12 protein-coding genes are annotated in these 13,079 nt (G+C 73.6%); 3 read left to right on the top strand and 9 right to left on the bottom strand.

Annotated elements, in window-relative coordinates; translation table 11 throughout:
* Positions 1–5: 5 nt before the first annotated feature.
* From gvpJ to G6553_RS00410, 3 genes are read right to left on the bottom strand one after another with little or no spacing between them, the layout of a single operon-like run.
* Positions 6–422: a gas vesicle protein GvpJ gene (gvpJ, locus tag G6553_RS00420; RefSeq protein WP_207619194.1), complete on the bottom strand. Its 417-nt coding sequence runs from the start codon at positions 420–422 to the stop codon at positions 6–8.
* A 39-nt stretch (positions 423–461) separates the two neighbouring features.
* Entirely contained in the window at positions 462–1,868 is a 1,407-nt protein-coding gene (locus tag G6553_RS00415; RefSeq protein ID WP_166188142.1) for an SRPBCC family protein, read from the bottom strand.
* A 5-nt stretch (positions 1,869–1,873) separates the two neighbouring features.
* Positions 1,874–2,644, bottom strand: coding sequence for a hypothetical protein (locus G6553_RS00410; RefSeq protein WP_166188140.1), 771 nt, complete (start codon positions 2,642–2,644; stop codon positions 1,874–1,876).
* A 512-nt stretch (positions 2,645–3,156) separates the two neighbouring features.
* Here G6553_RS00410 and G6553_RS21940 point away from each other — a divergent pair.
* Positions 3,157–3,873, top strand: a complete 717-nt coding sequence (locus G6553_RS21940) for a LuxR C-terminal-related transcriptional regulator (RefSeq protein WP_166188137.1) — start codon at positions 3,157–3,159, stop codon at positions 3,871–3,873.
* Here G6553_RS21940 and G6553_RS00400 read toward each other — a convergent pair.
* The 3 genes from G6553_RS00400 to G6553_RS00390 all read right to left on the bottom strand — a co-directional run bounded on the left by G6553_RS00400 (position 3,867) and on the right by G6553_RS00390 (position 6,133).
* On the bottom strand, positions 3,867–4,433 hold the full coding sequence (locus tag G6553_RS00400; RefSeq protein WP_166188134.1) for a dihydrofolate reductase family protein: 567 nt from the start codon (positions 4,431–4,433) through the stop codon (positions 3,867–3,869). The genes G6553_RS21940 and G6553_RS00400 overlap by 7 nt on opposite strands.
* Positions 4,434–4,673: 240 nt before the next feature.
* Positions 4,674–5,015 carry a DUF2200 domain-containing protein gene (locus G6553_RS00395; RefSeq protein ID WP_166188131.1) on the bottom strand — a complete coding sequence of 114 codons (342 nt, stop codon included), beginning with the start codon at positions 5,013–5,015 and terminating at the stop codon, positions 4,674–4,676.
* Between the two features lie 293 nt (positions 5,016–5,308).
* Positions 5,309–6,133 carry a universal stress protein gene (locus tag G6553_RS00390; protein WP_166188128.1) on the bottom strand — a complete coding sequence of 275 codons (825 nt, stop codon included), beginning with the start codon at positions 6,131–6,133 and terminating at the stop codon, positions 5,309–5,311.
* Positions 6,134–6,174: 41 nt separating this feature from the next.
* Here G6553_RS00390 and G6553_RS00385 point away from each other — a divergent pair, with 41 nt between their 5' ends.
* Complete coding sequence (locus G6553_RS00385) at positions 6,175–6,720, top strand: DUF488 domain-containing protein (RefSeq protein ID WP_166188126.1); 546 nt, start codon at positions 6,175–6,177, stop codon at positions 6,718–6,720.
* 103 nt (positions 6,721–6,823) lie between these two features.
* Here G6553_RS00385 and G6553_RS21935 read toward each other — a convergent pair whose 3' ends face one another.
* The 3 genes from G6553_RS21935 to helR form a co-directional block, all read right to left on the bottom strand.
* Positions 6,824–8,968 carry an acyltransferase family protein gene (locus G6553_RS21935; protein ID WP_166188123.1) on the bottom strand — a complete coding sequence of 715 codons (2,145 nt, stop codon included), beginning with the start codon at positions 8,966–8,968 and terminating at the stop codon, positions 6,824–6,826.
* A 105-nt stretch (positions 8,969–9,073) separates the two neighbouring features.
* Positions 9,074–9,916, bottom strand: coding sequence for a formate/nitrite transporter family protein (locus G6553_RS00375; RefSeq protein ID WP_166188121.1), 843 nt, complete (start codon positions 9,914–9,916; stop codon positions 9,074–9,076).
* Positions 9,917–10,004: 88 nt separating this feature from the next.
* Positions 10,005–12,233 (bottom strand): RNA polymerase recycling motor ATPase HelR, encoded by a 2,229-nt coding sequence (helR, locus tag G6553_RS00370; protein WP_166188118.1) that lies wholly within the window; start codon positions 12,231–12,233, stop codon positions 10,005–10,007.
* A 186-nt stretch (positions 12,234–12,419) separates the two neighbouring features.
* Here helR and G6553_RS00365 point away from each other — a divergent pair, with 186 nt between their 5' ends.
* Positions 12,420–12,983 carry a dihydrofolate reductase family protein gene (locus G6553_RS00365; protein ID WP_166188116.1) on the top strand — a complete coding sequence of 188 codons (564 nt, stop codon included), beginning with the start codon at positions 12,420–12,422 and terminating at the stop codon, positions 12,981–12,983.
* The last annotated feature ends 96 nt before the right edge of the window (positions 12,984–13,079 follow it).

Below are 13,079 nucleotides of genomic sequence, written 5' to 3'. Positions count from 1 at the left end.
CACGGTCACTCGTCGCTCGAGCCGCGACGCGCGGGTGCCTTGCGCGCGGGCCGGCGCGAGCCCTCGTCCTCGTCGTCGTCCTTCTCCTTGCCGCTGGTGAGGGCGCTCTTCACACCGCTCACAGCGCCCTTCACCTTGCGGCTGGCGCCGCTCTGCTGCATGTCGCCGAGGAACTCGTCGAGCGGCTTGCCACCGCCGTTCTCCACGAGGTCGAGCCGGTTGGTGGCCTCCGCGAACCGGAGGTAGGTGTCGACGCTCGCGATCACGATGCGGGCGTCGATCGTCAGCAGCTCGATGCCGACGAGAGAGACCCGGACGTAGGCATCGATGACGATGCCCTTGTCCAGGATCATCTCGACGACGTCGGCGAGCCCGCTGGGCGCCGGGCGTTCGAGGTAGCCGCCACCCTGGCGGCGGGACATGGTCTGCGTGGTCATGGTGTCTCCTGGATGTCGGGGGGGTCAGCCGGCCTTGCGACGGGTGCGCCGCTTCGGGGGCTCGGGTTCGGCTTCTTCCTCGGGCTCGGCCTCGTCCTCGGGCTCGTCCTCGGCCTCTGCTTCGGGCTCGACCCCGTCCTCGGTCTCGTCGTCCTCGGCGGGCTCCTCCTCGTCCACGTACTCGTCGGCGTCCGCGGCGTCCTCGGTCTCCTCCGGTGCGTCCTCGTCGGTCGCCTCCGGCTCCTCCTCGGCGTACTCCTCCGAGTCCTCTGCGTCCTCTGCGTCCTCTGCGTCCTCGGCGTCCTCGGCGTCCTCGGGTGCCTCGTCCTCGGCGTACTCCTCGCCGTCCTCGGCGTCCTCGGGCGCCTCGTCCTCGGCGTACTCCTCGCCGTCCTCCGCGTCCTCGGGCGCCTCGTCCTCGGCGTACTCCTCGCCGTCCTCCGCGTCCTCGGGCGCCTCGTCCTCGGCGTACTCCTCGCCGTCCTCGGCGTCCTCGGGCGCCTCGTCCTCGGCGTACTCCTCGCCGTCCTCGGCGTCCTCGGGAGCGTCGTCCTCGGCGTAGTCCTCGGAGTCGTCGGTCTGGTCCTCGGCGTCCTGGCCCTCCTGCTCCTCGGCCTCCTGCTGCTCCTCCTCGACGACCTCCTCGTGGGACTGGACCACCTCGCCGTCCTGGATGACGCCGCGCCAGCCCTCCACGGACTCGGGGTCGAGGATCGTCCGGGTCATGACGTGGCGGCGGAAGTGCCGCAGCTCGGCGCGCGCCCGGCGGCCCTGGGCCCGCCAGAGGTTGCCGGTCTTCTCGAACAGGCCCTGGGGGTAGTACTCGAGCACCAGGAGGATGCGGGTGAGGTTGGGGCCGATCTCGTGGAACGTCACCGCCCCGTCGACGTGGCCCTTCTCCCCCTTCGACCGCCACACGATGCGCTCGTCGGGGACCTGCTCGAGGACCGTCGCCTCCCACGTGCGGTGCGAGAGGAAGATCTGCGCCTTGAAGGTGAGCTTCTCGTCCTTCTGGGCGTCGACGTTCTCGACCTTCTTCATGAACGTCGGGAACGACTCGAACTGGGTCCACTGGTTGTAGGCCACGGAGACGGGCACGCCCACGTCGATGGACTCGATGATGTTCGTCGAGTCCGTGGCCTTCGACCCGCCGCCGGCCTTGTTCCCGCCGCCGCCGGTGACCTTGTCCTTGACCCCGGAGAGCAGGCCCTTGACCGCCCCGCCGGTCGCTGACCCACCGGTCGCGGCCGCCTCGCCTCCCTTGGCCACGGCCTGGCCCAGCGGACCGCCGCCGTCGGCGATGCCCTCGAACCGCTCCGACAGCTTGCCGACCTGGTTGCTCAGCCCGGAGACCGCCCGGTCGCCGAGCGCCTTGGCCAACCCGGAGGTGGCGTTCTTGAGCGGCTCGACCGCGCTGGGGGACTTCGCCATCGTCCTCACCGCCCTGTCGTGGATCGGGAGGAGGTCTTCTTGGCGGGTGCCTTCTTGGCGGGTGCCTTCTTGGCCGCCGCCTTCTTGGCAGGTGCCTTCTTCGCCGGCGCCTTGCGAGCGGCCTTCTTCGCGGTCTTGCGGGGCGGGGGCTGCTCCTCCTCGGCCGGCTCCTCCGCAGCCTCCGGCTCCTCCTCAGCCTGGTCCTCAGCCTGGTCCTCAGCCTGGTCCTCAGCCTGGTCCTCAGCCTCGTCCTCGTCCTCGACCTCGTCTGCCGGCTCGTCCTCCGGCTCCTCCTCCGCCTGGTCCTCAGGCTGGTCCTCGTCCTCGTCCTCGAGCTCGTCCTCGGGCGGGGCCTCGTCCTCCGGCTCCTCCTCCTCGAGCTCGGCCTCGTCCTGCGACTCGTCCTGGGCCTCGTCCTGCGACTCGTCCGCCGCTTCGTCCTCGGACTCGTCGTCCCGGTTCTCGTCCTGGTCGTCGCCCTGCGCTCCGCTCGCCTGCAGCGACTGCGTCAGGCGCTCGACACGCGCCGTGGCAGTCGTGATCGCGGCGGCCTTCGCGGCCTCGACCAGCCGGTCGGTGATCTCCTTCTGCAGGGCCAACAGCTGCGGGTTGCCCTGCAGCAGCTTGGTCCCTTGCGCCAGCAGCGCCTGCGGGTCGGCGGCGGCCTTCCGGCCGGCCACCATGCTCGCCAGCGTGAACGCCATCTTCAGCTTCTTGGTCCTGCCGAGCAGGTAGCCGGCGGCTACCCCGGCAGCGATCTTCGGTGTTCCGGACATGCAAGCTCCCTCTCCCTACGGCCGTCGCCCGACGCCGGACGACTGACCGATCTCCCAAGCGGCTCGTACCCCCGGGAGTTCGTCATACTCGACGGCTGGCCTGCGGGGACGGCCTGCTGAGCGTGAAACGAGAACGTGTTCCAGTCGGAATTACCCATTCTTGAGGACGTCCGGGACCGGCGCGACGAGGGCGCAGGTCGGCGGCGCAAGTCGGGGGTGCTGCCGAGCTCGATCGCACTTGCCCGAAAGGACGATTGATCCGGCCCCCGAGCCGGAGTAGACCTGACGATCCCTGCCACACGCGTCCTCCCCCGGGCCGAGGGCGCGGACCACCGGGCGGCGGCCCACGCCGTTCCGCGCGGCTCGCGTCACGGGCTCGAGGAAGGGTCGTCCGTTCCCCCGCGGCCGACTCCGTGCGCGTCGTACCGATCGTGGAGACCCCCCACATGACGCGGATCCCCGAGCGTGACCGGACCCGGCCCGTGCGACATCGCCCGCCACCGGTCCCGTACGTGCCACGTGTCGACGACGACGAGCTGACGCGACGGCGCCTCGGGCACGTCCGGACGGTCGTGCTCGGCCGGCACGTCCTGCTCGTCCAGTGCCTGGGAGTGGTGCTCGCGCAGGAGGGCTACGAGGTACGCAGCGTCCTGTTCCCGTCCCCGGCCGACCCCCTGCCCTCGCCGTCCTCGGTCATGCGAGCCCGTGCCCGCACCGCCCTGCTGGTCGTCGACCTCGACGCGGAGCTCGACGAGGCGGTCCGGCTGGTGTCGGGGCTGGCGGCCGAAGGGACCCACGTGGCCGTCCTGACCGGGTCCCGCGACCGCGCCCGGTGGGGCCGTTGCCTACGACACGGCGCCGGTGCGGCGATCAGCATGGACGAGCCGATGGCCGTGCTGCTGGACGCGCTCGCGCTGCTGAGCCGCGGGCTCCCGGCCATCGACCGGACGGCTCGCGACGAGCTGGTCGCGCTCGCCGCGGCCGACGAGGAGACCGTGCACGGCGGGCGCGTCCGCCTGGGCCTGCTCACCCGCCGGGAACGCACCGTCCTGGCCCTGCTGTGCGAGGGCCTGACCGTCAGCGAGATCAGCAGGCGCGAGGTCGTCGCGGAAGGAACCGTCCGCACGCAGGTCAAGTCGATCCTGGCCAAGCTCCAGGTGTCCTCGCAGCTGGCCGCGGTCGCCCTGGCCAAGCGCGCGGGCGGCCAGGAGGGACGACCCCGTCAGTGACGCACGTCGGCGACGACCTTGACGATGCCGTTGGCGTAGGTCTCGGTGTCGACGACGTCGAGCAGCGTCTTGTCCTGGTCCGCGTCGCTGAAGAGCCGCTTGCCCGCGCCGAGGAGGACCGGGAAGACGAGCAGGTGGTAGCGGTCGACGAGGCCGGCGTCCGCCAGGGCGTGGCCGAGCGTGGCGCTGCCGTGCACGATCAGCGGCGCGCCGTCGGTCTGCTTCAGGGCGGCGACGTCGTCGAGCGAGCGGAGGACGGTCGCCGGCCAGCGCGGGTCGTCACCCTCGAGGGTGGTGGAGACGACGTACCGCGGCATCGCGTTGTAGCGCGGGAACTCCTCGGTCATCGTGGGCCACACCGGCGCGAACGCCTCGTAGCTGCGACGGCCCAGCAGCAGCGCGCCGGCCTCGTCCTGCTCCTGGGCCTTGAGGGCGTACGCCGCCTCGTCGAACGCGATGCCGTCGACGGTCCAGCCGCTGTTGCGATACCCGGGCTCACCGCCGGGCGCCTCCATGACGCCGTCGAGGGACATGAACGCGGTGACGATGAGCGTGCGCACGGGTGGCTCCTGAGGGTGATGGGGCGGGGTGGTCTGGGCTGGTCAGCGGGTTCGACCGGCGCGGGGGCCCATCCTCATCGGTCGTCGGCGCCGTCGACAATCGCGCAATTGCTGGGAAGTCGCCGTGTGCGGGCGCTTGCGCAGCGACGTTCCAGCGCAATTGAACGATCGTCGACCGGCGACCGCTGGATCGCGACGCCAGCGCGCGGCAGTCACCTCGTGCGCCCGGGCGTGGGGGCCTCAGGACCGCAGGACCTTGTCCAGCGGCTTGCCGCGGGCCAGCTCGTCGACGAGCTTGTCGAGGTAGCGGATGCGACGCATCAGCGGGTCCTCGACCTCCTGGACCTTCACGCCGCAGACCGAGCCGGTGATCTGCGAGACCAGCGGGTTGAGCTCGGCGGCGGCGAAGAACTCCTCGAACGTCGTCCCGCCCTCCAGGTGGCGCGCCAGCTCCGCCTCGTCGAAGCCGGTCAGCCACTCGATCACCTGGTCCAGCTCCGCCTTGGTCCGACCCTTGCGCTCGAGCTTGGTGACGTAGTGCGGGTACACCGATGCGACGCTCGTGGTGAAGATGCGGTGCATGCCCTGGAGGCTACGCCGTGTGGCGGGCGGGGTCAGTCGAGCTCGCAGCCCCGCTCGACCTCGGCGCGGCAGCGGTCGATGCCGTCGGAGCCGGCCGACGACGGTCGGCTCGAGGCCGAAGCACAGCGGCGCGTCGGATTCCCGCCCCGCCCCGCCCCGCACCGGCAGCAGCGCCACGAGGACGGTGAGGCCGGTCGCGACCAGCAGGGGGCGCGTCCGGGTGCGCGTGGCTCGCAGGCGGAGGTCCTTGCGGGTGCGGTCGAACCACGTACGCCGGCGGCTCGGCCCCCGCGCTAGTCCTCCGGCACGACGCAGACCGGTCCGTGGGCGTGCTCGAGCACCGCCATGGCGGCCCGCGAGCCGCGGCCGGTGCGGGGCGCGCCGACGAGCACCAGGTGGCTGGTGCCGCTGAGCTCCTCCAGGGAGCGGACGAGGTCGTGGTCGGTGCAGCGGTGCCGGACCACGACGCCGCCGTCCGTGCCCGCGGGCAGGACGTCGGTCGGGTCGTCCCCCCGCCGGTGCAGCACCGTGATCGGCAGGCCACGGACGCGGGCATGGAGCAGCGCGCGCCCGACCGTGCGGGGACCGAGCAGCGCGGGGTCGGCGGCGAGGGTGACCCCGGTCCGCGCCGTCCGCGCCGGTAGGCCGCACCAGGGCCGGACGACGACGACCGGGCAGGTCGCGTGCCGGGCGACACCCGCGCCGACCGACCCCAGGAGCAGGCTCCGCACCGGTCCGCGACCACGCGACCCGACGACCAGCAGCGCGGCGTGCTGGGAGCAGGCCAGCAGCGCCTGCCGAGGGTCCTGCCGCCCGACCGCAGTCAGCACCTCGACCCCAGGCACGAGGTCGGCCACCGACCTCCCGGCCCGCACGACGAAGCCCCGGGCGTGCTCCTCGAGCTCGCGCAGCAACGACTCCGGCGCGCTCCCCGGGACTCCTGCCCACGCCGAGGCGAACGCGGTCCCGGCGTCGGCGGCGTTCAGCACGACCAGCCGCCGGCCCTCGAGCACGGCCTGCTCCGCCGCCCACCGCAGCGCCTCGTCGGCCTGCGTCGAACCGTCCACGCCCGCCACGACCGCACCATCCAGAGCCCCGGAGCCGAGCAGCTCGTCCATGGGGCAAGCGTGCCCCAGCGGCGGTCGGGCACCGGCTCCTCATGCCGCAGCTGCTCACCGTCGGACACGGCACCGCGGAGCGCGACGAGCTCCGCAGCCTCCTCGAGGGCGCTGGCGTCGACCGGCTCGTCGACGTGCGCCGCTTCCCCGGCAGTCGTCGCAACCCCGACGTGTCGCGCGACGCGATGAAGCAGTGGGTGCCCCGGGCCGGGATCGGCTACGTCTGGGAGCCGCGCCTCGGCGGCCGTCGCAGCGTCCCGAAGGGTCAGGACCCATCGGTCGACGGCTGGTGGCGGGTCGCGGCGTTCCGCGCGTACGCCGCGCACATGCGCACCGACGAGTTCCGCGCCGGCCTCGTCGACCTACTTGAGGGCGCGCGCTCTGGCACGACCGCTCTCCTGTGCAGCGAGTCGCTGTGGTGGCGTTGCCACCGGCGGATGGTCGCCGACGCGCTCACGCTGCTGCACGGCGTACCCGTCCTCCACCTCGCCCACGACGGCCGCACCACCCTCCACGAGCCGTCGGCCGGCGCGCAGGTCACCCGTGACGGCCTGCGCTACGACGCACCGGCCGGTCCGCCGGGGTAGTCCGTGACGCTCGGGTGGCGGATCGGCCCGGACCACCTGCCGAACGTCACGGAATACGCCGCCCGCGGTCCCCGGCCTGTGGACAGAGCGGAGAGGGACGCGTTCAGTCCCGGCCCCAGAGGCCGAGCTCGCGGCCGAGCGGCTCGGCGAGCTGCTCGGAGTACGCCGTGGTGAGGTGGCCGAGGTCGCGCATGGTGATGGTGGCACCCACGACGGCGGGGCACAGCCCGCCCGCGCAGAACCACCGCTGCGGGTCGACCCAGTCCACGCCGGCGTCCTGGGCGGCGTCGCGGGCGGTGAGCGTGACCTGGCGGGCGGAGTCGACCGGCTCGTCGGCGCAATCGGCCAGGGTGGCGCCGCGGCGTCCGAGGCAGTCGGCGGGCTCGCGCTGGCGCTTGGGGGCGTCGCCGAGGACGGCGACCCGGCCGGCGTACGGCTGGACGTCCGCGATCGCGTCGGCGAACCCCTGGCCCATCGCCGGGAGGATCTCGTCGCGGTCCTTGACGACCTCGCCGTCGACGACGATCCCGCGCGGGGCGGAGCCGGTGATGACGACGAGGTCGGGCTCGAGCCTCGCGATCCGGTTGAGCGCCCAGCGGTTGAAGTCGGTGCACTCGTCGAACGGCTCGTCGAGCTTGGGGTGCAGCGACTCGACGCGCGCAGGCGTGCAGGCGGACTTCACCAGGTAGTAGGCGCGGTAGCCGGCGCGCTCGGCGATCCTCTCGAGGGCCGGCACCCAGTGGCGGCCGTGGGAGTTGCCGAGCAGGACGAGCGTGCGTTCGCCCTCGGTGTCGCCGCGGCGGCACAGCTTCCACGGGGCGGCGCCGTACTCGCACTCCCCCAGGTCGGCCTTGTCGCCCTTGAGGTCGAGCAGCCCCGGCTCGAGGTCGGAGGGGATCGGCTCGCCGTCCTCGGCGGCCCGCGCGCTGGCCTGCACGAGCGCGACGGCGGGGTCGTCGGACAGCTCCTCGCCTGTCGGGCCCTCGTCCTGGGAGGCGACGGTGATCGGCGGTGCGTCGTCCTGCACCAGCGACCGCTCGACGACGAAGCCCGCGACGAGGCTGGCGGCCAGGACGATCCCGACCGAGGCCGGGTAGAGCCGCAGGGTGCGCACCGGCGACCACGAGAGCGTGCGGAACGGCGTCTCGACGAAGCGGTACGTCGCCCACGACAGCGCGAAGGTCACCAGCACCGCGGCGGCGGTCCCGCGCAGGCTGAGGTCGCGGCCGACGTGCTGGCTGGCGACGAGGAAGACGGGCCAGTGCCACAGGTAGAGGGAGTACGACGCGTCGCCGACCCACCGCAGCGGCGCGATGCCGAGCATCCGCTGCACGAGCGGCGGGCGACCGGACCACTCGGCGCCGGCGACCATGATCGCGCCCGTGCCGAGGACCGGCAGCAGCGCGACGTACCCGGGGAACGCGGTCTCCTCGGTGACGGTGAAGCAGGCGACCACGACCGCCGCCAGGCCGGTCGCGGCGAGCAGGCTGCGGTCGCGCGCGCCGAGCGGGCGCACCAGCCAGGGCGCGATGATCGCGAGCAGCGCGCCGACGCCGAACTCCCAGGTGCGGGTGAAGGTCGAGAAGTACGCCGTCTCCGGGCTGGACGTGGACGCGTGCACCGACCAGGCGAGGCTCACCACGGTCATCGTGCCCAGCACGATCGCGGCCCGCGCCCGCACCGACCCGGCCCGCCGCGCGGCCCACCAGGCGGCGAGGACCACCAGCAGCGGCAGCACGAGGTAGAACTGCTCCTCCACCGCCAGCGACCAGAAGTGCTGGAACGGCGAGGCCGCGGTGTCCTGGGCGAAGTAGTCGGTCTGCTCGCTGGCGAAGCGGATGTTCGCCGCGAAGAACGCCGTCCACAGCGCGTCGGTCGCGGCGTCCTTGGCCTCGACCACGCCCAACCAGATGGCCGAGGCCGCCAGCGTCGCGACAGTGACGATCGAGGCCGCGGGCAGGATGCGCCGCGCCCTCCGCGCGTAGAACTTCACCAGCGACACCGACCCGTCGCGGTCCACCTCCTTGAGCAGGAGGTGGGTGATGAGGAAGCCGGAGACGACGAAGAAGACGTCGAGCGTGACGAAGCCGCCCGGGTAGGGGCTCAGCCCCGCGTGGTAGAGCATGATCGCCAGCACGGCGAGCGCGCGGACGCCCTGGATGTCGTCGCGGAACCCCCGGCGCTGCGGCTGGCGCCCCTCCTTCCCGTGGTCGCGGACCGGGGTGGACGGGTGCTGCGAGGGGGGCACGCTGACCTCTCGGACGGGTGGGACAGGGGCGCCTCGACGCTAACAAGCCGGTCCGGCCGGCCGCACCGGGGTCGCGCCCGGGTCGCACCGAGATCGCGGCGGGGATCAGCCGCCCTGCTCGGGCTCGGCCTCGGCCGGCTCGTCGTCGCGGAGGAAGAGGTACCAGTACGAGGTCGCCACGAAGACCACCGCGCCGACCAGGTTGCCGGCCCCGGCGAGCAGCCAGTTGACCAGCACGTCGCCCCAGCCGAGCCCCGGGACGCCGGCGAAGATCGCGGCCGGCAGGAAGAACATGTTGGCCACGACGTGGTCGAAGCCCATCGCCACGAACGCCATGATCGGGAAGAAGACCGCGAGGATCTTGCCGGCCACCGACGTGGCGGCGAGCGACATCCACACCGCCAGGCACACCAGCCAGTTGCAGCCCACCGCCCGCAGGAAGGTCTCCCAGGCGCTGTGCCCGGTCGCCTTGCCCTCCGCGATGCCGGCCAGCCGGTCGAAGGTCATCGCCGCGGCGCTGCCGGGGTCCGCCCCGGCGCTGCCGATGACGCCGGTCTCCACCGCCAGGAAGAACGCCACGAACAGCGCTCCGAGCAGGTTGCCGAGCAGCACGAGCGTCAGGTTGCGGGCCACGTCGCCGACGGAGAGCTTGCCGTCGAGGGCGCCCAGGGGCACCAGCATCATGTTGCCGGTCGCGAGGTCGGAGCCGGCGATGACCACCAGCACCAGGCCGAGGGTGAACGCCGCACCGGTGAACAGCGTCGGCAGCGTGCCCCACGTCGCCGGGTCCAGCCCCGAGGACACGGTGATCGCGACCATCCCGCCGAAGGCGATGTACGCCCCGGCGAGGAAGGAGCTGACGAGCACCCGGTCCCAGGACCGGTGCACCTTCTTGGCCCCGGTCGTCGCGGCGACGGCCGCGGTCTCCTGCGGTTCGCGAGCGGACATCGGGCACCTCCGAGGACGCTGGTCGGCGGGTGGCGGCCTCCGTTGGGCTGGTACCCGCCGACGCGGTCGGGATGCCCCGCCGCGACCCTCACGGGCCGTCGAGGACCACCAGCTCCTGGGTCGCGCGGGTCATGGCGACGTACCGGTCGACGGCGGGGGCGACGCTCGAGACCTCCCCCGCGGCGTACCGGTCCGGCTCGACGAGCACCACCAGGTCGAACTCCAGGCCCTTGGCCAGGACGGGGGTGAGCTGGCGGACGCGGGGCGAGGGAGGTACGTCGGTGCGCTCGCCGTCGGCGGTCACGACGCACGCGGCGCCGGTCTTGTGCTCGGCCAGCCAGGCCTCGACGACGGGCCCCAGGTCGGCCACGGTGCCGTGCCGCACGGGCCGGCCGGTGCGGCGGACGGACGTCGGCACGTTGGCGTCCGGCAGGGCGGCCCGGATCACCGGCTCGGCGGCCGCCATCACCTCGGCCGGCGTGCGGTAGTTGATCCGCAACGACGCCACGGTCACCTGCCCCGATCCGGACCAGGCGAGCCCGACCCGCGCGAGCCGCTCCTCCCAGGACCCCGCGAACCCGTGCCGGGCCTGCGCCCGGTCGCCGACGACCGTGAGGCTGCGCGACGGGCAGCGGCGCAGCAGCATGCGCCACTGGGCGTCGTCGAGCTCCTGCGCCTCGTCGACCACGACGTGCGCGAACGGGCCGGCGAGCCGGTCCCACGACGCCCCGCCCGCCGCGCCTGCTCCGGCCGCTCCGTCCACGTCGACCAGGGCGGTCTGCAGGTCGGCCACGCGCAGCATCGACATCACCCGCATCTCCGAGTCGTCGATCGCGACCAAATGGTCGACGACCTCGTCCATCCGCGCCCGCTGTGCGGCGGCCGCGCTGCGCTCGCGCCGCCGCCGGCGGGCCGCGTCCGGGTCGCCCAGCCGGTGCCGGGCGGCGTCGAGCAGCGGGAGGTCGGCGGTCGTCCAGGCCTGCGGGTCGGTGCGCTGCAGGAGCCGGACCTGGTCGGGAGCGAGGTCCGGCGCGCACCGACGGAGGTACGCCGGCACGGTCCACAGGTCACCGACCAGGTCCGCGGCGTCGACGAGCGGCCAGGCGCGGTCGAAGGCGGTGCGCAGCTCGCGGTGGCGGTGCAGCGACCGGCGCACGTCGTCGGCGCTCGGCTCCGGCGCGTCCTCGTCCAGGTCGTGCTTGTCGACCAGCAGGTCCACGAGCTCGTCCCAGACCTGGTCGCGGGCCTCGTTGTGCGGCGTGCCGGGGTCGGGCGAGGCGAACACCTCCGCCCACTCGTCCGCACCCAGCCAGACGTCGGACCAGGGCGTCTCGACGACCATCCCCTCCGTCGGCGGCTCCTCGTAGAGAGCCACCGCCGGCTCGACCGCGTCGACCAGCGCCGCGCTCGCCTTCAGCCGGGCCACCTCGGGGTCGTCCTCCTCGACGGCGGTCGCGCCCTCGGGCACGAGGTCGCGCAGCGTGCACGTCCTGACGCCCTCCTCGCCGAGGCTGGGCAGCACGTCCGCGACGTAGGAGAGGTACGGCTCGTGCGGCCCGACGACGAGCACTCCCCCGCGCCGCTGCCCGTCCTGGCCGTGCTGCGCGCCCAGCCGCGGGTCGGCGTGGAGGAGGTACGCCGTGCGGTGCAGCGCCACGACCGTCTTGCCGGTGCCGGGACCGCCGTCGACGACCAGCACCCCGCGCGAGCCGGCCCGGATGATCGCGTCCTGGTCGGCCTGGATCGTGGCCAGCACGTCGCGCATCCGCTCGCCGCGGCTGCTGCCCAGGCTGGCGATGAACGCGGACTGGTCGTCCAGCGCGGCGTGCCCCTCGAGCCCCTCGGCGGTGAACACCTCGTCCCAGTAGTCGGTGACCCGGCCGAGCGTCCAGCGGTACCGCCGGCGGCTGACCAGCCCCTGCGGGTCGGCGTGCGTCGCACCGAAGAACGGCTCCGCCGCCGGCGAGCGCCAGTCCACCAGCAGCCGTCGGCCCGCCCGGTCGGTGAGGCCGAGTCGTCCGACGTAGATCGGCTCGCCCTCGACCGGCACCATCCGCCCCAGGCACAGGTCGACGCCGTACCGGCCCAACGTCCGCATCCGCGCCCTCAGCCGGTGCACCTCCTGGTCCCGGTCGAGCGCCGCCTGCCCGTGCCCGCCGCCCTCACGGCGCACGACCTCGAGGCGCTCGGCCAGCTCGGCCAGGCTCTCCTCGAGCCTCCGCGCGATCGCCGTGAAGTGCGCCTCGTCGGCCGCCACCAGCGCCGGGTCGGCCTTTGCTTGTTCGTCGAGGTCGAAGACCCCCGCATCCCTCGTCACGGCGGGCGATTCTGGGGCCGCCCGGGGGTCTTGCCGCAAGCCCCCCGACGCGCTATACCTTGGACATGGCGAGGGGTTCTCCCCTCGCCTTTCGCGTGCCCGGCCCGCCGGCGAACCCGCGCCGATGAGTCCCGCCGACCGTGCCGGTCCACCCGTCCGAGGACCGACGGACGGAAGGCGTGACGCATGCGGAAGCTGACCTACGGGATGAACGTGAGCCTCGACGGCTACGTCGCCGGGCCCGACGGCGACCACGGCTGGGGCGCCTCGAGCGACGAGCTGTTCGAGTGGTGGCTCGCCGAGGAGCAGGCCGTGGACGTGATCGCCTACGGGCGTCGGCTGTGGGAGGCGATGAGCTCCTACTGGCCGACGGGCGACCAGCAGCCCGGTGCGACCCCCGCCCAGGTCGCGTTCGCGCGGAACTGGCGGGACACCCCGAAGGTGGTCTTCTCCTCCACGCTCGACTCGGTCGACTGGGGCACCCGCCTCGTCACCGGCGACCCGGTCCCCGAGCTCACCCGCCTCAAGGCCCAGGACGGCGGACCGCTGCGCGTCGGCGGACCCACCCTCGCCGCGGCGGCGATGCGGGCCGGCCTGGTCGACGAGTACGCCGTCGTCACCCACCCGGTGCTGCTCGGCGGCGGCCTGCCGTTCCTCGCCGGCCTGGACGCTCGCGTGGGCCTCGACCTCGTCGAGACGCGGACCTTCCCCGGCGGGGTGGCCATGACGCGGTACGCCGTCCGGCGCTGAGCCTCGAGGCGACCCGTCCCGCCCGCGGCGCCTGGGTCGTGTGCCCCACGACGCGGTCGCGCGCGTCCCTGGCACACGACCCCGTTGCCGGCTGCC

The sequence above is a fragment of the Nocardioides sp. IC4_145 genome, assembly GCF_011250565.1.
Classification (GTDB): Bacteria; Actinomycetota; Actinomycetes; order Propionibacteriales; family Nocardioidaceae; genus Nocardioides.
The sequence above is the reverse complement of the archived record's forward strand: the minus strand, read 5'-3'. Positions and strand labels throughout refer to the sequence as shown.

What these genes read in the sequence shown, in the direction of transcription:
- gvpJ (WP_207619194.1), bottom strand. Translation starts at nt 422, where the DNA reads ATGTCCCGCCGCCAGGGTGGCGGCTACCTCGAACGCCCGGCGCCCAGC.
- G6553_RS00415 (WP_166188142.1), bottom strand. Translation starts at nt 1,868, where the DNA reads ATGGCGAAGTCCCCCAGCGCGGTCGAGCCGCTCAAGAACGCCACCTCC.
- G6553_RS00410 (WP_166188140.1), bottom strand. Translation starts at nt 2,644, where the DNA reads ATGTCCGGAACACCGAAGATCGCTGCCGGGGTAGCCGCCGGCTACCTG.
- G6553_RS00395 (WP_166188131.1), bottom strand. Translation starts at nt 5,015, where the DNA reads ATGCACCGCATCTTCACCACGAGCGTCGCATCGGTGTACCCGCACTAC.
- G6553_RS00390 (WP_166188128.1), bottom strand. Translation starts at nt 6,133, where the DNA reads ATGGACGAGCTGCTCGGCTCCGGGGCTCTGGATGGTGCGGTCGTGGCG.
- G6553_RS00385 (WP_166188126.1), top strand. Translation starts at nt 6,175, where the DNA reads ATGCCGCAGCTGCTCACCGTCGGACACGGCACCGCGGAGCGCGACGAG.
- G6553_RS00375 (WP_166188121.1), bottom strand. Translation starts at nt 9,916, where the DNA reads ATGTCCGCTCGCGAACCGCAGGAGACCGCGGCCGTCGCCGCGACGACC.
- G6553_RS00365 (WP_166188116.1), top strand. Translation starts at nt 12,420, where the DNA reads ATGCGGAAGCTGACCTACGGGATGAACGTGAGCCTCGACGGCTACGTC.